Source organism: Bacteroides sp., assembly GCF_029057325.1.
Classification (GTDB): Bacteria; Bacteroidota; Bacteroidia; order Bacteroidales; family Bacteroidaceae; genus Bacteroides.
Genome location: NZ_JAICZW010000042.1, coordinates 69760 through 89396 on the forward strand (window position 1 = coordinate 69760; position 19637 = coordinate 89396).

Genomic DNA, 19637 nt, shown 5'->3' on the forward strand with positions numbered 1-19637 from the left:
AGATTATTTATATATAACATAGATGTTATCTCGTTTTTTATACCGCAGACTGGCGTTGTAGCAAATCTTGTCGAGCACCGACTCCAAGCTCTCGTCATAGCGGATATATCCGTTGAAACGATGATGACGGGACAGGTCACGGGCAGGCTTCACCTCCACATGATAGAGGTTGGAGATGCAGGCAACCAATTCGTCCAACGAACGGTCGGTAAAATGATAACGGCCATTGTCCCATTCAATCATCTCTACACTTTTCAGCTCGATTTTATCGGTCGAGGCACAATAGCTGATGCGCTGCCCCGGCTTCATCTCAATGCATTGTCCGCCTGACGAAGTTGTGAAATCCACCGCACCACGATAGAGGGTCACCTCACTTTCCTGAGCCTCGTCCCGGCTGATGACCTGGAATACCGTGCCCTTCACCTCGACAAATGACTCTCCGGTATATACTCTGAAAGGAACGCCCTCGCACTTCTTGACATCAAACACCGATTCTCCACTCAGCCAAACGCGGCGGTTCGTCAGATAGTTGGAAAAATACCGGATGGTACTGCCCGCCTTCATCCAAACCACAGAACTGTCCGGCAAAACAAACGTTTCATTCTGCACGGCATAATAGGTACGTTCCACCTCAGCCACAAGAGAGGGGGCAGGTTGTTTGCGGTCGGTAAGTCTCCATGTTCCCATCACCACCAACAGCAGAACAGAAGCCACGGCAAGGCTGCGCCACACGATGGCGAACATCCGGTGTCGCCGACGACCAACGGTCTGCCGACTGATGTGTTTCCAACACTTTTCTTCTGACTCATGGCTCATGACGCTCCGACCGATGAGGTCCCATTGGCGGCGCATCAACTGCTCTACGCGTTCCTCTTCAGCGAGCTTGCGTTGCTTTTCCCAAGAGGCGGACGTAGATTCGTTGTCTTGTCTGTTGTGGCTATCTATGTGCATAAAGAGATAGATATAAAAGGGCTATTTTGTTATTTTAAAAAAAGGTTCTTTGATGAACTTCACACTGCCACGAGCAGTATGGTCGAGCTTCACCTTCGAACCAAGCACGTCGCCTTCCACTTGGCTGCGGCCGATACGCACGTTGCGGCAGTATTCAAGCGTAATGCCTTCCTTACGATAATGATAAGGTTGGTAAGTGGTATTGCGGATAAGCTTATTATCCAAGAAGGTGAGTCCGTCCACCGAACGGGCATAGAGGATGGGATAGTCGAAAAGATGGAATGTGTTTTCCTCTATGCGGATGTTACGGTGGAAAGGATAGCGCACATCAGGCTCGGGAATCTCGGGATAGATGCTGATGACCGCCTCGCAGAACTGATAGAGCGAGGAGTTGCAGGGATAGCGGAACTCATTACGGCGAATCAGCACATCTTTCACCGCACCCGACTCAAACCAGTCGTTGGCATCGCCAGCTATCAGAATTGCCGAACCGCTGCTCTCGAAGATGTTATCTTCAACAACCACCTTACCTGGAGTAGAGACAAGCAAGCCACGGGCACGACAACTACCGAAGTGGCAGTTACGAATCTCGGCATCAGGGGCGCAAGTGAGGTTCTCCAACACATTGCCTTCCTGAATTCCGGCAGGGATAGGCTCACTGAAATCAACGATGAAGTCGGTCAGATTGATGGCTTCAAACCTGCTGACGGTACTTGTACCCACGGTACGCATGGTCTTGTTGTCGATGAAGCCGGCCTTTTCGCCCGGACGCCCCCACTCCATGCCCACGCTCATACTCTGCATGAAACGACATTGCACACGGGTAGGCGACAGCACCTTGATGATGCGCGAGCAGGTGCCGTGGATGTTGATGGGGTCGTCCATCAGTCCGGCAAAACGGCAACCGTCCACCGTCACCTTGCCGCTACAGCCCATGATGTGCAGTCCGTCATCGTGGCCGCTCAACACGCGCTTCTTGGCTTCGTTGGGCACCAAATTGACCCGATTGAACGAGAGTTCCTTACTATATTGGCAAAGCACGCCGAGACCTCCGGTATGATAGATATTGATGTTTTCAAGTTTTACTCCTTCGCTGTGGAAAAAGAACATGCCGGCATGGTCACGGTTGTTGTGACGAAGCACAAGCATGGTACCTGCAGCAGGAAAAGGAGCGGTTTCCCCCTCTCCGGGTTCGGTGAGGCGCACCACACCTTTCTTCAGTTCTTGAGCATGATAGCGCTTGCCCCAACCCAGATTATCACCCGTGTTGTAGCAGACGAAACGGGTGTCGGGCTCAAATTGCATGATGCTCCAGCAAACGCTCTTCCATCCTTCACCCACAAAAGTGAGAAGGTTGTTCTCTATAATATAAGGATATTGTTCACGGTCAATCTCCACATCCATGTATCGGGGCGTGCTGTTGAGCACCTTGCCCTGTGCGGTAAGAGGCACTTCCCAGTCAATGGAGAAATTGCGCAAGGTGATGTTCTTGCAACGGTGCAAGGTGACAGGCTGTATCTGTCCGTGCATGATGAACTCCGAACCTTGCCCATCAAAGGTCACGCCCTGCATCTCGTCAAGCAAGATGGCCAGGACTTTCGGATTACGGTCATCATAAGTGTTCGATTCATAATACTTGCGTTCTGTGGCATGAGCCTCCCAGAAGTCATATCGTCCTTTATCGAACGTAAGTACGGCTTCCGGATGTTTCTTGCACTCCTGAAGCGCCTTCATCACGTAAGGGGTAGCGTTGACACGGCTGTCAGGTTTCAATCCGAAACTGTTTACTGAGACAATGGTAGCCGCCGCAACCGCCTTCAAGGCTACCAACATCAGGGTCAAACAACTGAAAAATCTGTTTCTCATAATACTCTGCTTCTTGTTTATTTTAATCTAATCTACGCTGCTAAATACGTTTCCTCCATTATCGTGCCCGTAGAAAATAAACATTCATTATGAATAAAACACCGAAAATTAACAATCATACACACTCTTATTTTCATATAACACGACTTTTCCATTTCAATCTTTGTGCTTGTTCTTCAAACATGTAATTCCATACTTGATGTCAAAACTCAGCCGCGTGCTATCCGGCATCTTGCTCACCCTCTTTACGGAAGTTAAATGAAAAGTCGTGCCGATATAAAGGAAAAAAACATCACTTTAATTGGGTTATCCCCAAAAAGTCCTTACCTTTGCGGTCATCTACTCAATATATTATATTGTTCTACAATATAGAATCTGCTTCTTAATTATTCTTAAACTGCTCTGCACCCCAAAAAGCGGAGAGGATTATTGTGTGTATAAAACAGATATTCAGTTAAGTCTATGGAGAGGTATGTTCTGTCCCGTTTCAAGGAGGGCGACGCCACAGCCTTTGAAACAATCTACCGGCACTACTGGTCAAAGGTTTACTCTTTTACCAGGCTCTACATCCGCACGGAATCCGAAGTGGAAGATATCGTGCAAGAACTCTTCATTAAACTTTGGAATGTAAGGGAAACCATCGACTTGACCAAGAGCTTCGAAGGTTTTCTCTTTATCCTGACGCGCAACCTCATCTTCAGCCAGCTTCGGCAATCGTTCAACGAGGACTATTTCGAACTTACCGTGCTCGAGGCCACCGCAAGCCCTTGCGATGTAGAAGGAGAAGTGGCGACTGCCGACCTATCAGCACAGATTGACACCCTGTTGCTCCAGCTCACCCCACGACAGCAAGAGGTCTATCGCCTCAGCCGCAAGGAGCTGCTCTCTTATGCCGAGATAGCCCAACGCCTTGGCATCTCCGAACGCACCGTGGAGAAACACCTCAGCGAAGTGCTGCACTTCCTGCGCCAACGGCTACGACGGTAGCCAGCTTATACATTCCCGTTTCATCCGTTCGGCCTAATGCAGTGTATAAGTTTCGAGGGTGCGCAAAACTCATCATTTTTCCACAAAAATGGCATGTGAAACGAGAAGCGCCCTCATTTCCACATGCCATTTTTTGTTTAAGAGAGACTTATGGCATCTCTCTTACCTACCCCCGAAGACGGAAGAATCAGCCAAGCGGATTTTCGTCCGGATTTTCGGCGCCGCCGTTGTCGCCACTGCCGGTATTGCCATCGGTGGGAGCAGACGCTTTGTCCCACTCCTCCCAACAAATGTTGGAATCTACCATGCTGCGGGTAACCACCCTGCTGTTCACGTCGCGCCCCACCTCGGGGATGAACCGCACACGTACTCCGTTAATCTGCTTGGCGTTCACCTCTTCGGGGGTCTGCACGCCCCGCTTATTCGCGGCTGCCGTATAATAGAAAGTACCTACACCTTCTATCTTCACAGTCCGCCCCTGCGCCATATAATCCGAAAGCACCACACCCAGATTCTTGATGATGGCATACGCGTCACCGCGAGTCACGGTAGAAAGCAGCGCCAATTTGTCTGCCACTTGATCGCTTGTAATGGGTTTGCCCCAAGTAATGGATTTAGGATACCACAAACCGTTAATCTTCTGTTGAATTTTCTTGTAAAACATACTAATAATGTATTAAATGGTTAATAAATTGTTTTTCCTTCGAGATAACAAGAACAAAGTTTCATCGCGAGGCCTCAACGATTTCACCCTTCTCTTCCTCTCAGAAGCGATGTTGCAAAGTTAAAGGCAGAAAAAAGAAAAAACAAGAAAACGGTCTCTACAGCAAACGCACGTAAACAACTGATAATCAATATATATCAAAATCACTATCTCTACAATGTCCCCCCTGTAGAGATCTATACCATGCACACGATATCTCTACAGAGCCTGTACACATCTCTACAATCAAAGCTGCAAATCACTGATAATAAGCACAATGACATCTTACTACTCCGTTATCTTCAAGGATGCTCAAAATTTGAGCAGTGGCACTCTCCGTATCTTTTCCATCTCTGAAAAAGGCTAACCGTTCAGGCAAAAGAGGCTCCAGTCTTCAAAGAATAGCGTGTAGCCAATCAGATGTTTTACACACATGCTTAATACTTATTAACTAAACATATTTGCTTCACTTCCGTAATGCGCCGTATATTTGTCAGACAAATCAGATTAATCATGCAATAAAAGCAAAACAATATGGAAACACTAAAAATTCATGGTAAAGTTCAAACACTTGTAGATCAAGTAGAAGACCAACTATTGAATTATCTAAAAGATAATAATTTGAAAGTCGGGGATGCCATACCTAACGAAACGGAACTTTCCGCCGCTTTAGGAGTTGCCAGAAGCGTTCTCAGGGAGGCTTTGAGCCGTCTGAAAATGATAGGTATGATTGAAAGCAGAACCCGTAGAGGGATGGTCTTGACGGAACCTTCTTTATTTGGGGGTATAAAACGGATTGTGGATCCAAGAATACTCAGCGAAGCATCACTATACGATTTGATGGAATTCCGAGTCGCTCTTGAAATAGGCATGTCACATAAACTTTTTCAGAATCTTACCCCTGAACATTTGAAAGAACTGGAAGAGATTGTCAAGCTGGAAATCGTATTCGAGAACAATGAATACGCACCTGTCAGCGAACTGAGCTTCCATTCCAAGCTCTATGAGATTACCGGCAACTCTTCCATCTTTGAATTCCAGGAAATCATACATCCCATCATGGTGTTTGCCAAAGACAGGTTTAAAGCAGACCTTGAGCCTATAAACCTGCAACTAAAGAAAGAAAACAAGCTCGTCGCACACGACGATTTATTAAAATTGTTGGTAAAAGGTGATGAGGCAGGTTATCAAAAGGCCATCGAACAACACTTTAGCGTATATACCATCTTTTTGGAAAACAAGCATATCTAAGAATCTATGAAAATCCTACTTAGGTCTATACTATCAGAAAACACTTCATGGCTAACTACTTGACAGATTAGCGATGAAGCATTTTTCCGGACGCGTGTCCTCATCCCAAGGTATGCGGATGCCTCTGTATTTGAAACAACAAAAAACAACTTTTTATTCACTAAAAATTTTAGATTATGAAAAACTATCAACGTCTCAAAGGAATGGTCGCGGCCACCTTTACTCCGTTTGATGCAAATGGCGAGCTGAACCTCTCCGTCATTCCCCACTATGCCGACCTGATGGCGGCGGCGGGCATGACGGGCGTGTTTGTATGCGGAACCACAGGCGAATCACTTTCGTTAACGGTCGAAGAGCGCAAGAGCGTACTCGAGGCTTGGGTAAAAGCCGCCGACGGCCGTTTCAAAGTGATTGCCCACGTAGGAGCCAACGCCATTCGCGAAGGAATCGAACTGGCAGCTCATGCACAACAAGCAGGTGCGGACGCCGTGAGCGCAATGGCACCTTCCTTCTTTAAGCCTGCCTCTGTAAAAGATTTGGTAGATTTCTTTGTTCCAATCGCAAGCGCCGCATCGGAACTTCCATTCTACTACTACAACATGCCTTCCATGACCGGGGTATCTCTTCCCGTAGCAGAATTTCTGTTGGAAGGAAAGAAGGCTATGCCTAACCTCGCGGGAACCAAATTCACGCATAACAATCTGATGGAGATGAAAGATTGCCTTGCGCTCAACAACGGTGAGTTTGAAGTGCTGCACGGCTATGATGAAATTCTTACCGCAGGTCTGGCCTTGGGCGCCGTAGCGGGGGTCGGCAGCACGTACAACTATTGCTCCGACATCTATAATGGCATTTTCAAAGCTATGGAAACAAACGATTTGGCAACAGCCCGCCTCCTGCAACAGCAGTCTGTCAACGTGGTCAAAGTCATCATTAAATATGGCGGCGGCGTTAGAGGAGGAAAGGCTATCATGAAACTGATAGGCATTGACTGCGGAGATTGTCGTAAACCGTTCACTCCGTTCTCCGAAGAAGAATACAAAAATCTAAAAACAGAACTTGAATCAATTCATTTTTTTAACTGAAAGTAGCGGAAGGGGTAGCAGATTGGGGAATTGAGCATACCCCGTTCCGTCCACTTAAAAAAGAATACAAATATGAGAAATATTTTGCAATACCGAAATATTTTGTGCCTGTTATTTGCATTGATAGGCTTCGCAAATTTTGCATACGCGCAGGGTACCATCACCATTAAGGGAGTTGTCAGGGACGCGATGGACGAACCTGTTATCGGCGCTACGGTAGTAGTGGTCAAGAGTACAATCGGAACAACAACAAACGTGGATGGTGAATTTATGTTGGAAGTTCCCGAAAAGTCTCTGATAAAGGTCTCATATATCAGCATGAAGTCCTTCGAGTTTAGGGTTTCAAACAAGTCTTTCTACGAAATCAAGCTGGAGGATGAATCTATTGCCCTGAATGAAGTCGTAGCCATTGGCTATGGCACACAATCCAAGGCGACCGTAACCGCAGGCATCGAGTCCGTCAAAACCAAAGAACTTTCTGCCGCGGTTTCCGCTTCTCCCTTAAACAATCTTCAAGGCAAGGTGGCGGGTCTGGATATCCGGCAGACTACCGGCCAGCCCGGCGCGCAACCTGTCGTGCTGATTCGCGGCGGTTCCACCAATCCGGCAGGCGACACGCCCCTATTTGTTATCGACGGTGTAATCTGCGCAAACATGAACGGGATCAACCAGGAGGATATCGAGAGCATGCAGGTGCTTAAGGACGCGTCCTCATCGGCCATCTATGGTGCCCGTGGCGCTAACGGCATTATCCTGATTACCACCAAACAGGGCAAGACCGGCAAGGCCCGTGTCTCCGCATCCTACCGTCTGGGTATCGAAAAAATCCGCGAGCACTATCCGTTCACCAATGCGCGGGATTATCTGTACGCTTCCCGATTGGCAGGTGCGCGCGGCATCAACGACCCGAACGTAAAAAACCGCCTGGAAGGAGGAGCTTATCCTTATTCTACCGGCAACATCAACTACAAGAACGGCGAATTGGCAGGTTACGGCTTTTCACGTTTTACAACGGAATACCTTGATGACTTGATAGACAACATGGGGCGCGATTATGTGGACAATCTGCTCAACAAGCAAGGATATGAAACGATGAAAGACCCTTATTCAGGCCGTGAGTTGATTTTCAAAGACAACAACTACCAAAAGGACGTATTGTTTCAAACGGGACTCATCCATAATTATGATGTCAACGTATCGGGCGGCACAGACAAAGCCAGCTATTATGTCAGCATGGGATATATCGATGCCGAAGGCATGGTTTTGGGTACAGGATACGATCGTTTCAGCCTGACAGCCAACGGCAACTACTCGCTGCGCGACAACTTGAAACTGAATCTCGGAGTCAAACACTCCACCATATCCAACCAAGGCACCGACCCGGCAGAAAGCGGAACAAACACGTTGGACCGTTCTTCACGCTATCCCACCACCTTCCGCCTGTATTATGACGACGGCACTCCGGGCATTGGCGAGAGCGGCGGTTCTCCGCGTAACCGTCTCCACGAATTGTACTACCAGGACATCACCGACAAGGCTTACAGGAACACCCTCCAATTGGGTTTGGATTGGGAAATCATACCGGGATTGCACTTCAAGCCCACCGCATCCTACTATATGCAAGAGAACATTTATAAGTTCTATGAGTCCTACAACGAGTTCAACAAAGGACGCAAAACCTTTGAAAAGCACTCGCAAAACAAGCAGATTATGGCAGACGCCATCCTGACCTATGACAAGACATTCGCCCAAAAGCATACGATGAACTCCATGGTGGGCATGAACTATACCGGCAACACTTCCTATTTCCTGCAGGGAAAAGGCAGGGAGGCAGGTACAGACCATATTCATTCGTTGGCACCTTCAAAACCCGAAGAGCAACGCACCACCTCGAAATCTACGGAAGAACGGCTGTTAGGCTTTTTCGCCCGTGTCAACTACGATTATCTCCGCCGCTATCTCTTCTCTGTATCGCTGCGTTATGACGGGGCTTCCCAGTTCACGGAAGGCAACAGATTCACTTTCTTCCCCGCAGTATCAGCCGGATGGAACATGCACTATGAAAATTGGTTCCCGACCGATGTGGTGAGCCGCCTGAAACTTCGTGCCAGTTGGGGTAAAACCGGCAACAACAACCTGACCTACTCCAATACTCAGGGTGAATATGCCATTTACGCTTATGGCGGCAACAGCGGTATCCTGAACAGTGTTTTAGCGAACAACAACCTGATTTGGGAAACCACTTCGAATGTAGATGTCGGTTTTGATACCGGTTTCTTTGACAATCGCCTGGAACTGTCCGTAACCGGCTACAACAAACTGACTACCGACCGTCTCTATGACAAGTCACTGCCTGCGGAGACAGGCTTCGCTTCCATCAAAGCAAATTTGGGAACCGTACAGAACAAAGGTATCGAAGTTACGCTGACCGCCCATCCGCTTTCCACCTCCTCCCCCTTGCAATGGGACATTACCGGAAGTTTCAGCATCAACCGTACTTATATGAAAAAACTTCCGTACAATGGACGTGACAAGAATCGCATACAGGGAGGTATCATTTTTGACCCCGCCTCCGGCAAGTATATCGAAGCGGGCGGTCTTGCCGAAGGGGAACGAATCGGCGGACGCTGGGGATATAAGTTCCTTGGAGTTTACGACACGGACGAAGCTGCCGCCAACGCTCCCGAAGACAAGAAAGTTTCCGGCTCCAAGATGGGCAAGCCCAAACAGGCGGGCGATGCTATCTGGGCAGACCTTGACAACAATGGCGTCATTGACGACAAAGACATCACTTTCATCGGATGGGCAAATCCCGATAAAAAAGGCGCTTTGATCAACTCTTTCTCTTATAAGGATTTCTCGCTGCGCTTTGTCATGGACTTTGCATTGGGACACTCCATCGCCAACATCTGGCGTTGTCGCGCCAATGCCAATGCCCGCAACGCAATCATCACAACCGATGATGTAGTGAACGGAAACATCTGGTGGAATCCAGGAGATGCGGCCACAGCCAAATACCCACGTTATGACAACGCCTCAGACTGGGACAACGGCTATCGGAACCACATGCGCACCATCGCCTATGCTGGCATGAACAGCAACGGAAATGCCGACAACACCGCTTACTACTCAAAGGGCGACTACCTGTGCTTCAGAGAAATCACTTTAGGCTACAACCTGCCTAAGAAAGTGTGCGGCAAACTTGGTGTCAGCGGCATTTCGCTGAGCGCCGGTGTCAACAACATCGGTTACATCACAGCCTTCGACGGCCTCAACCCCGAGCAATACGACGGCAGTGAAACCGGTGAGTACTTCATTCCCATTCAGTTTAATTTCGGTGCAAGATTAACTTTTTAAAGATTCAGAATTACAATGAAAAAGATATTTATCCTTGCCGGCATAGTAGCGGGCAGCACGCTGCTCTCCGGTTGTGACAACATTCTTAATGTAGAGCCGGCATCCACCATCACCTCATCTTCGTTTTGGAAAGATTCAAATGATGCAAAAGTCTATCTGACAGGAATTTACAATGCCGCAAGAAATTGGTCCAACACCTCATACTACGGCGAAGACAGAGGAGATTCCTTCAAACCCGGCGATATCGGCCCGGTAAGTGTGGCATGGTCGCAGGAGTTGCTGGAAAGCAACGCCCCTTCCTACCGGAACGCCTATAAAATCATTCACCACTGCAACCTGCTGTTTTACAAGATACAAGGGTTGAAGTTCAACAAGGAAGAAGACAGGAACAATATACTTGCCGAATGTCATTTTTTGCGCGCACATACCTACTTCCAGTTATTGCGCTCATGGGGAGGCGTGCCTCTGGTGGAGAAACCGACTCTATCGGACGATGTGGAACTGAAGCCACGTTCCTCAAAGGAAGAGGTGATGGCCTTTATCCTTCAGGATTTGGACGATGCCATCAGGTTGTTTACACAGGACGGCAGCAGAGACAAGAACAAAGCCTCCAAGCCAGCCGCTTATGCGCTTAAAGCGGATGCCTTGATGTGGAAGGCCAAGGTGCTCGGCGGCGGCGAACAAGAGCTGCGGGCCGCCATCGGCATGATTGAGAAGGTAGAAACCGGCGGTGTCCGCCTGTTGGACGACTATCGCTCGGTATTTGCCAATGACAACAAGAAGAATGCCGAGATTATCTTCTCATTCTATATGGAACGGTATGAGACAGGCAATCTCTCGATTGCGACCAACACGACTTCACGTACCGACAACCTCTCGATGGCGGTGAACTTATCCGACGCGGCGACCTCGCCCAACAACAGCCGCCACGTCTATGCGCCGAGCGACAAGCTCCGCACGCTGTACTTGAAAAACGAAGGCGATGTCCGCATGAACGCCGCAATGATCGACTTGGTGGATAAAGATAACAATCTTGTCTTGACGCAGACAAACAAGTTCAGAGGCAAGGAATATACGGACGACCGTTACTTCGACGACGACTTGATTGTGTACCGTTGGGCCGATTTGCTTTTGCTGCGTGCGGAAGCCTATGCCGCCTTGGGCGAAAGCGCCAAAGCCATCGCGGACCTTAATCAAGTGCGTCATCGTGCAGGATTGCAAGATTACGCGGGTCCTTCGGCAAAGCCGGCTCTCGAAAAGGAAATTTGCAACGAACGTCTTCGTGAATTGTTCTTGGAGCAGAAGCGTTGGTTCGACTTGGTCCGCTTCCACTTCGGAGGTGCAATCAATATCTATGAGGAGGTACCGAATCTGAATGACAAACAAGGTTATCCGCTCTACCTTCCCATCAATTACAATGACATGGTTCTGAACGAACATCTTGTTCAGACTGAGGGTTACGAATCCAGTATCAAAAGATAAACAGTATTATTCACAGGCGACACGCGGCCTTGCCGGTTTCCCGTGCCGTCTTTAAAAAAAACAAAATTATGAGAAACAAAATCATCACTTGTCTATTGCTGCTTCAAGCAATACATCTTTCGGCGCAGTCATACAGAAACAACATGCCTTGGGTAGATTTATCAGAAAATCATGCCCTGCAGACGGTCATTGCCAAAGGAACCTCTTCCTTATATAACGGGCACCCGACAACGCTGCTTTCCGACGACCAACAAACGATATTCTGCGTGTGGTCTAGCGGACATGGAGGCAAGGCTTCCTTTATGGGGTTAAGCAACGATGCGGGAGAAAGCTGGAAAGTGCAGGAAACCCCGGCAGACTGGCAAGGCATGAGCAACTGTCCGAGCATCTACCGCCTGACCGACAAACAAGGATGCCAACGCCTGTTTGTCTTTTGCGGCTCACCCGACATGGGCTACTCTTACAGCGAAGACAACGGAAAGATTTGGTCGCCGGTCAAGAGCCTGCACAAACCCTGCGTCATGGCATTCACCAGCATCGTGCGCCTGACCAACGGCGACTATATGGGATTCTATCACAGAGGATATAAGGACCGCGACCAATCACCGCTGACGCTTTGGAGCACGGTGTCCCACGATGGCGGACTCACGTGGGATGAATCGGTCAAAATCGCGGCAGTCGAAGGGCGTTCCCCCTGCGAGCCATTCGTCTTTCGTTCACCCAATGGCAAGCGATTGGTCTGCATAGCCCGCGAGAACAACCGTGTCGGCCTTTCACTCATGATGTTTTCCGATGATGAAGGCAAAACCTGGTCTTCGATGAAAGAGACCCCATGGGGGCTGACGGGCGACCGCCACATCGTTCGTTTCACGAAAGACGGCAGGATGGTAGCCGTTTTCCGGGATATGGCTCCGAACAGTCCGACGAAAGGCCATTTTGTAGCATGGGTAGGACATTACAAAGACCTGCCCGAAGGCACATCGGGACAATATCGGATTAAACTTCTACATAGTTATGCCGGTTCCGATTGCGGATATCCCGGTCTGGAGATTCTGCCGGACGGCTCTCTACTTGCCATCACATACATAAAAAATGCTCCGGGGAATGTGAAGCATTCAATCGTGCAAGTCAAGTTCAAACTGGATGACACGGATTCCATGCTGAAACAGAGATAACCCTGAAATTTCCGAAAGAACCGTGACGGTCATGAGCCTGCTCTTATGGGAGTATGACTCATGGCCGTTTCTTCTACTATCAGAGCATGGGAATCAGGAGTGAAGTGCTCACTCCTTTAACTCCCGTAAATGAAAAAGCCGTGGTGAGCAAATACTAAAAAAATAAAAAATATCAGCCCTAATGATGCGCTATTTTGTTTTTATATATTTTTTGTATGCGATATCCGTTTCTTGTGGAGAAAGGTGATAGCACAATGTAGAAAGAACCTAAAAGCGCTTCCAACAATTATCGGTTTAATATGACGGAAGAAGTTCATGGCAAACAGAAGCATTGGCAAAAGTCCGATAGCACTTGTGCCAAGACGCATCCCGACTTCACACTTGAAAAGGAGTATGAGATAAAATGGAACTCCGCAAACGCAGATGGAGTAGAGTTTAATTATTGCATTGTAGCCGTATGAGTGTATTGGATATTGAGGATATAAACCGCAAATTAGAGAATTTCGTAGAAAGGATACGACCTAAGATGCTGCAATTCAAAGAGTTCTTTAAAAAAGTATTGTCAGCTGTTATAGTCTGTTCCGATGATGACTTTTCATTGTCGCGCTTTCACAATACCGAAGTCCCCAATAAAGAACGCGTTGCGTATTTCAACCTATCCAACGTGACGGATGGAGATTATAAACTGATTCTCAAATCATTATCTTGCAATACAAAAGAGGGAGTTTTATTTGACAATATAGACCGAATACCGGACATCTCTGATAAAAAGGATTTTGAGTATCTGGTACAAATGGCACTCAAAAGAGATATACTGCCGACAGACAGGGGAATACTGGATTTCAACGACTTGATGATCGGCGCAAAGTGCAGTGAATATCCCGATTATCTCAGAGGTAAATCATTACAGGCAATTACTATTTCAGTGAAAGACTAAATCATCCACACGCTCTTGCTTTTGCAGTTGCTTTGCGCCTATGGCAACGGAAAGTTTGATTTCATCCAAACTCCATTCCGTTTAGTTTTAAGTAGCAAAGAATTTTTCTATCCAACTCCTTCCGGCTTTCTTCTATGGATTTATGGGCGGTGTCAATAACGATTCTCTCGCTTTCCCACGGATGAAATATCCTGTTCTCAACCTCTTCCCATGTAGGCGGCTTCAGATTTTCAATTTCCATCCTCCTTGTTTCTATCCTCTGCCTGTGTTCATTCTTATCCGAACAGACAACTTCTATATTGATAAAATCGCCGTGATTATTCTTTGCAATAGTTTCCCATGCCATCCGTGTAAGATTGATTGGATTACAAGAATCAACCACAAGATGGACTCCCAATCTCAACTGTTCTGCGGCCATCCGATAAGCCAAGCCGCAACCTTCCGTAATGACCTCAATATGGCATAAGTCTCTCAATCCTTATTCGATGGTATCAATTCGGATGTATGGAATCTTATATTTCTTCGCCAAAAATTGAGAAAGTGTGGATTTCCCGGAGCCCGGCAAGCCTGACAGAATAAATAATATCGGTTTCATAAATAAATCCTTTGTTTTTTTAGCCTATACTCTGATTATTGCATATTATGCACAGAAAACCCTTCTATTTCGGAATAATCATGCATATTCACAAAGTTACGCTTTTAATTCGATTGTACATCAAGTTCCTACAATATTATCAGTCATACTCACACGGCTTTATTTAACGGGTTATAGGAATTAAAACGGAGTTATCAACCGGCAAGCCGGCTTAGGAGTCCTCCCCCCCACCACATTACCGACTTCCGTCCGGTTTTGAGCAGCACATAGAAGTCAGAACGGCATTCTTCTACTCCGGTGCAAAGAAAGATTGCTTTCTACCGATTGTGGGAACCATGACATGTAAAAAAATATCATTTTCCGCCCAAAAACGCGAAAAATTGCCATTTTCTCATTTCTCAACAAAAAAACGGTTCCAGAAGTACTTCTGGAGGGGGTAGGGAAAGGTAACGACTGAGGCTACCTCAAGTAACGACTGAGGCTGCCTCAAATAACGACTGAGGCTACCTCAGATAACGACTGAGGGTAACGACATGCAGCACCGTGATTTCTGAAAGTGTTTTTGTAAAGAATAAATTAATAGTTATAAAGGAAAGCCGTACGCAATTGGAGTTTCCATTTATAATATTTGATGGAGAAAATCTGTATTTGCATAGCGCTTAAGATATTATTTAAATACCGGTTCTTCTAATATTGCGTTTTTATACAATACATTATTAAATAAATAAAAAGTCGTATATTTGCATATTATATGATATGTTGGTTATGACAAAGAATACAATGGGGACTAAGTTGCCCCGAAAATTGGAGCAGAAGATGTCGGTTGTGGGAGAGCAGATTAAATTAGCTCGCTTACGTAGGAATCTTAGTGTGGCTCAGGTAGCAGAACGTGCCACCTGTTCTCCATTGACCGTATCTCGAATAGAGAAAGGCACACCGACAGTAGCAATTGGAATCTACTTGCGAGTGCTGTATGCTTTACAACTTGACGATGATATTCTGTGGTTGGCCAAAGAAGACAAATTAGGAAAAACTTTGCAGGATTTAAGTTTGAAGACAAGAAAACGAGCCTCAAAAAAGGAGTAAATGATGAAAACACTATATGTATATGCCGATTTTGATTGGCTCAAGGAAACAGAACTCATTATGAATCCCACTCTAAATGAGTATCAAAGCCTGCTTGTCTCATCAACTTCCAATAAAACTGACTTAAACATTTTGTTTGATGCTTGCGAAGATTACATGCTTAATCGAAAAACAGCGGAAGAGATTGTTTCTGAGGTGATAGAAACCGTAAAAGGATGGCGAGAATTGGCAACACGATTAGAGATTTCCAAGAGAGAGATAAATATGTTTGCCGGAGTGTTTGATTGGCGGTGTAAGGAGAAATAACTGTTTCTGTGTAAGAGACTCAGCATCCGCACACCACCGCCTCCACCGTTCTCCCGTTATCAAACAGCCCCTCGTCTTCCTGCATCATCCGTTTCTTCAAGCGGAATTTCTGTTGGGAGACCGAAGCAGGAGAGACTGCCGTCAGTGTGGCAATCTCCGTATTGGAGAAGCGCAGACGCATCAACAGGCAGAGCTGCAAGTCGGCAGAAGTGAGACGTGGAAAGCGCATGGAAAGGCGGCGACGGAATCCTTCATATACATGGTCTGCCAGTTCCTGCAAATGCGCATAATCGGCATCCGATAGGTACGCAGGAGCCGCGTGCAGACGTGCCATCACCGCATCATTCGCCAACATGGCAGAGGCCAATGCCTCCACCTGCCCGTCCAGCACCCTGACCCGCTCGCCCTCCTGCTTCAGCATCGCCAATTCGCGGGGCACGGGACGGTCTTCATACTCCTTGAGGCGGGCACGGAGCGACTCGTTCTCCCGGTCCAGGCGGTTGCCATGCTCCATGAGGTTCATCAGCGAGGCATGCACCTCTTCCCGTTCCTCGTCGGTTAACGACATCTCCTTCAGGCACTCTTCCAGCTCCTTGCGCTCGCGTTCGTTGTTGCGCAGGCGCTGTTCGTTCTCGCTCAGGTCGAGCAGGTAGCGGCGGTGCTTGCGCTCTTTGGAGAAGTTGAGGCCGGTGATGGAGAGCCAGATGTTAAGACCTATCATCAATGCGGCAAGCGTAAACCAGCCAAACCGCTTCCAACGGTTGGCAGGCTTCAAGCGGACAAGGCTCCCGTCGGAGCGTTCTTTCACCTGAACATACTCACGATGCAGGTCGGAAAACAGGCGGACAGCCCCAATGCTGTCCACAGCACCACACTGCGCCAACGAATCGGCATGGGCAAGGGATTGTTCGTAATTCAGCAAAGTCCTGTCGGCGGGTTTCGAACAGGCTGTCAGCATGGCAAGAAAGGCTAACAGGAGAAGAAGGCGTATCAGTTTCATTCCCGGCATCTCCTATTGGTTTTCTGCCGGCACCTCCAGCATCTTCTTATATTCCGCGGGAGCGGTCAGCACCTTCACCGCTTCTTTCAGGTCAGCGTCATCTTTCAGTTGCTCGATGATGCCTCCCCGCTGATAGTAGTAGCGTTTGACAATTTCCACGGTTATCATGCTCTTTATATCCTTCGAGAAGTAGTCAAGATCGTGGTCGAGGTTGTGCGTCAGTTTCTGTTCCAATGCCTTGAACTCTTCCGAAGCGCCTGCCAGGTATCCTTCAAACTCCGCCATCTCCTTCAGGTTCTTCAGCATCTTTTCCGTCTGCTGGTCATACTTGAAGTCCGCCGCCTTCACCATTGCCTTGAACTCCGCATAATCGGCATCCGTAATCTTGAACTCCTCCGGTGCGGGAATGTCGGCATGCTTCAAGCAATACTCCGTGGCATAATGGAATATCAGGTTGTCGTTGACCAGATAGAACAGGATATTCGGCAACTTCTCCTGCTTCACTTCGATGTCGGGAGTGACACCGCCGCCATCGCGCACCTCACGCCCGGCAGCCGTATGGAACACCGTGGTCAGGCTGTCGGGAATACGGCCCACACTGCCATCCTCGTTCCGGTGCTTGTAGTCGATGGCTTGCACGCAGCGGCCGCTGGGGATATAATACTTGGAAGTTGTCAACTTCATGGCAGCGCCGTATGGCAACGGACGGGTGGTCTGCACCAGTCCCTTGCCAAAAGTGCGGTTACCGATGATGACGGCACGGTCAAAGTCTTGCAGGGAACCGGCAAGGATTTCGGAAGAAGAGGCGGTACCGCCATTAACCAGGACAGCCAAAGGTATCTCCAAATCCAGTGGTTCGCGCAGCGTCTTGTAGGTGTTGCTCGCCTGCTTTATCTTGCCTTTCGTCGTCACCAGCGTCTTGCCGCGAGGCAGGAAGAAGTTGGCTATTTCAATCGCCTCGTCCAGCAGGCCTCCCGGATTGTTCCGCAAGTCGATGACCAGGGAAGTGATGCCCCGCTTCTTCAGGTCCAGAAAGGCCTGTTTGAACTCTTTGGAAGGATTGCCAGAGAAAGTGCTCAGATTGATGTATCCTATGTTATTGTCCAACATTGTATAATAAGGTATCAGTGGCAGCTGGATAGAGCGGCGGACAATGTCAAACTCCAACGGCTTTTCCGTGCCGGGACGCTGCACTTTCAACTTGAAGCTGGTGCCTACCTGTCCGCGAAGCATCTCGCTGACTTCCTGGTTGTTCTTCCCGGCAAGGTCTTTTCCGTCAATCTCCATCAGGATGTCACCCGCTTTCAGCCCCACGGCAGCGGCAGGCATATCCTCATAGGGCTCGGCTATCATGGAACGCTTCAGCTTCGCATTCCACGTGATGATGGAGCCGATGCCACCATAGGAGTTCTTCAACATCTGTTCCAGTTCGCTCTGGTCGTCTTCCGGATAATACTCCGTATAAGGGTCCAACGAGTAGAGCATGGCATCAATGCCTTCGCGAATAGTCTTGTCCGGATTAATCGTATCTACATAAAACATATCCAACTCCTTCACTATGGAATTGAAGACATCCAGGTTCTTGGCTATCTGAAAACTACGATCGTCACCGCTCTTGAAGTTCAAGAAACAGGCCGATCCCGCCAGCATCAGCAAAACAACTATCCAATGTATTCTAAAAATCCTTTTCATAATATTTAATGTGATAATGTGACTAATATGATTAATGTGGTAATGTAATAATGTGGTTGTGTGATAATGTTCAATATCAATGTGATGACACACCGCATGGCAATTATCACATTCATAAAATCTCTTCCTTTATCTTTTCCCATTGCTTTTCAGGAAGCTCCGTACCTACTACCTGTATCACGTCGCGGGCAAGGATGGAACCTATCTTCGCGCATTTCTCCAATGAGCTGCCGCACGTCAGCCCGTATAGGAAACCTGCGGCAAAGTAATCGCCCGCTCCCGTTGTATCGACCACCTTCTCAACCGGGAGTGCCGGCACGCGCACCACCTCCGTACCTTTGCGGATTAAAGAGCCTCGTGCCCCCATCTTTACGACAGCGATGCTGCACATTGCGGCTATAACTTCCAACGACTCTTCCGGTCCCTTACCGGTGAACGCCTTGGCTTCCTCCTCATTGGCAAATACAATATCCACATATTTATTAATCAATAAAGAGAAGAAATCAAGGTCTCCTTTCACGATGTTGTAGCTTGCCATGTCCAGACATATCTGCAAGCCCGCCTCTTTAGCCAACTCGATGGCGCGGAGAATCATATTGTGATCCTGTACCAAATAGCCTTCTATAAAAAGATAGGCATACCCTTTGAACATATCCAGCGACAGGTCTTCCACCTTCAAGGTTGAAGCCGCCCCCAGGTAAGTGCCGAACGTGCGTTCACCGTCGGGAGATATAAAAGTGGATGCGACGCCCGACGGCAAGTCGGCGGAATAGAGCAAATTTGCCTCAATTCCATGTTCCAACAAGCTGTCCCGAAAAAAATTTCCATAAAAGTCATCGTTTATCTTTCCGATGAATCCTGTGCCCGCTCCAAGGCTCGCCATTCCGCGGATTGTGTTCCCGGCAGAGCCTCCGGTTGCCAGACAAGGTTTCTTCTGATTAAAATAACCATTGATTTTCAGGAGCTTATTTTCATCTATAAGGATCATGCTGCCCTTTGGAAGTTGCATCTCGGTTAGAATTCCATCGTCTTCAATGGCTACCAATACATCCACCAAAGCATTCCCCAAACCTATAATTTTATCCATTTTCGATTTTTTTTTTGCAAAGATATTGCATATTTCAAAATATCCTATTACTTTTGCAGCGCATTTGAGAAAAAAAC

17 protein-coding genes and 1 pseudogene are annotated in these 19637 nt (G+C 47.8%); 10 read left to right on the forward strand and 8 right to left on the reverse strand.

The window, feature by feature from the left end; genetic code table 11:
* Window positions 1–3 precede the first annotated feature (3 nt).
* Both K2G43_RS02855 and K2G43_RS02860 read right to left on the reverse strand, forming a co-directional pair.
* On the reverse strand, window positions 4–951 hold the full coding sequence (locus K2G43_RS02855) for a FecR family protein (RefSeq protein WP_300152922.1): 948 nt from the start codon (window positions 949–951) through the stop codon (window positions 4–6).
* Between the two features lie 21 nt (window positions 952–972).
* The gene (locus tag K2G43_RS02860) at window positions 973–2817 is read right to left on the reverse strand and encodes a right-handed parallel beta-helix repeat-containing protein (protein WP_300152923.1); all 1845 of its coding nucleotides are present in this window, start codon (window positions 2815–2817) and stop codon (window positions 973–975) included.
* Between the two features lie 462 nt (window positions 2818–3279).
* On the opposite strand from K2G43_RS02860, the gene K2G43_RS02865 reads away from it, so the two are divergent.
* The gene (locus K2G43_RS02865; protein WP_297642710.1) at window positions 3280–3804 is read left to right on the forward strand and encodes an RNA polymerase sigma-70 factor; all 525 of its coding nucleotides are present in this window, start codon (window positions 3280–3282) and stop codon (window positions 3802–3804) included.
* Window positions 3805–3991: 187 nt separating this feature from the next.
* On the opposite strand, the gene K2G43_RS02870 is transcribed toward K2G43_RS02865, so the two are convergent.
* Window positions 3992–4468, reverse strand: a complete 477-nt coding sequence (locus K2G43_RS02870; protein WP_300152924.1) for an HU family DNA-binding protein — start codon at window positions 4466–4468, stop codon at window positions 3992–3994.
* Window positions 4469–5041: 573 nt separating this feature from the next.
* On the opposite strand from K2G43_RS02870, the gene K2G43_RS02875 reads away from it, so the two are divergent.
* The 7 genes from K2G43_RS02875 to K2G43_RS02905 all read left to right on the forward strand — a co-directional run bounded on the left by K2G43_RS02875 (window position 5042) and on the right by K2G43_RS02905 (window position 13794).
* Window positions 5042–5758 carry a GntR family transcriptional regulator gene (locus K2G43_RS02875; protein WP_297642708.1) on the forward strand — a complete coding sequence of 239 codons (717 nt, stop codon included), beginning with the start codon at window positions 5042–5044 and terminating at the stop codon, window positions 5756–5758.
* Between the two features lie 176 nt (window positions 5759–5934).
* Window positions 5935–6843, forward strand: a complete 909-nt coding sequence (locus tag K2G43_RS02880; RefSeq protein ID WP_300152925.1) for a dihydrodipicolinate synthase family protein — start codon at window positions 5935–5937, stop codon at window positions 6841–6843.
* A gap of 72 nt (window positions 6844–6915) precedes the next feature.
* Entirely contained in the window at window positions 6916–10200 is a 3285-nt protein-coding gene (locus K2G43_RS02885) for a TonB-dependent receptor (protein ID WP_297642704.1), read from the forward strand.
* 15 nt (window positions 10201–10215) lie between these two features.
* The gene (locus K2G43_RS02890; protein WP_300152926.1) at window positions 10216–11682 is read left to right on the forward strand and encodes a RagB/SusD family nutrient uptake outer membrane protein; all 1467 of its coding nucleotides are present in this window, start codon (window positions 10216–10218) and stop codon (window positions 11680–11682) included.
* Between the two features lie 68 nt (window positions 11683–11750).
* A complete protein-coding gene (locus tag K2G43_RS02895; protein ID WP_297642700.1) occupies window positions 11751–12857 on the forward strand; it encodes a sialidase family protein in 1107 nt (368 codons plus the stop codon).
* Between the two features lie 299 nt (window positions 12858–13156).
* Entirely contained in the window at window positions 13157–13318 is a 162-nt protein-coding gene (locus K2G43_RS02900; protein WP_297642698.1) for a hypothetical protein, read from the forward strand.
* Window positions 13315–13794 (forward strand): hypothetical protein, encoded by a 480-nt coding sequence (locus K2G43_RS02905; protein WP_300152927.1) that lies wholly within the window; start codon window positions 13315–13317, stop codon window positions 13792–13794. The genes K2G43_RS02900 and K2G43_RS02905 overlap by 4 nt, the downstream gene beginning before the upstream one ends.
* Before the next feature lie 61 nt (window positions 13795–13855).
* Here K2G43_RS02905 and K2G43_RS02910 read toward each other — a convergent pair whose 3' ends face one another.
* Window positions 13856–14140 (reverse strand): hypothetical protein, encoded by a 285-nt coding sequence (locus tag K2G43_RS02910; protein WP_297642695.1) that lies wholly within the window; start codon window positions 14138–14140, stop codon window positions 13856–13858.
* A gap of 132 nt (window positions 14141–14272) precedes the next feature.
* Window positions 14273–14389 carry a zeta toxin family protein gene (locus tag K2G43_RS13485; protein WP_363316944.1) on the reverse strand — a complete coding sequence of 39 codons (117 nt, stop codon included), beginning with the start codon at window positions 14387–14389 and terminating at the stop codon, window positions 14273–14275.
* 765 nt (window positions 14390–15154) lie between these two features.
* Here K2G43_RS13485 and K2G43_RS02915 point away from each other — a divergent pair.
* Window positions 15155–15475, forward strand: coding sequence for a helix-turn-helix transcriptional regulator (locus K2G43_RS02915; RefSeq protein ID WP_297645113.1), 321 nt, complete (start codon window positions 15155–15157; stop codon window positions 15473–15475).
* Window positions 15476–15535: 60 nt separating this feature from the next.
* Window positions 15536–15781, forward strand: a pseudogene (locus tag K2G43_RS02920) (type II toxin-antitoxin system HipA family toxin); the annotation flags it as partial.
* A 19-nt stretch (window positions 15782–15800) separates the two neighbouring features.
* On the opposite strand, the gene K2G43_RS02925 reads toward K2G43_RS02920, so the two are convergent.
* From K2G43_RS02925 to K2G43_RS02935, 3 genes are all read right to left on the reverse strand, one after another.
* On the reverse strand, window positions 15801–16781 hold the full coding sequence (locus K2G43_RS02925) for a hypothetical protein (protein WP_297645116.1): 981 nt from the start codon (window positions 16779–16781) through the stop codon (window positions 15801–15803).
* A 12-nt stretch (window positions 16782–16793) separates the two neighbouring features.
* Entirely contained in the window at window positions 16794–18473 is a 1680-nt protein-coding gene (locus K2G43_RS02930; protein ID WP_297645110.1) for a S41 family peptidase, read from the reverse strand.
* A 112-nt stretch (window positions 18474–18585) separates the two neighbouring features.
* Window positions 18586–19560 carry an adenosine kinase gene (locus K2G43_RS02935; protein WP_300152928.1) on the reverse strand — a complete coding sequence of 325 codons (975 nt, stop codon included), beginning with the start codon at window positions 19558–19560 and terminating at the stop codon, window positions 18586–18588.
* Between the last annotated feature and the right edge of the window lie 77 nt (window positions 19561–19637).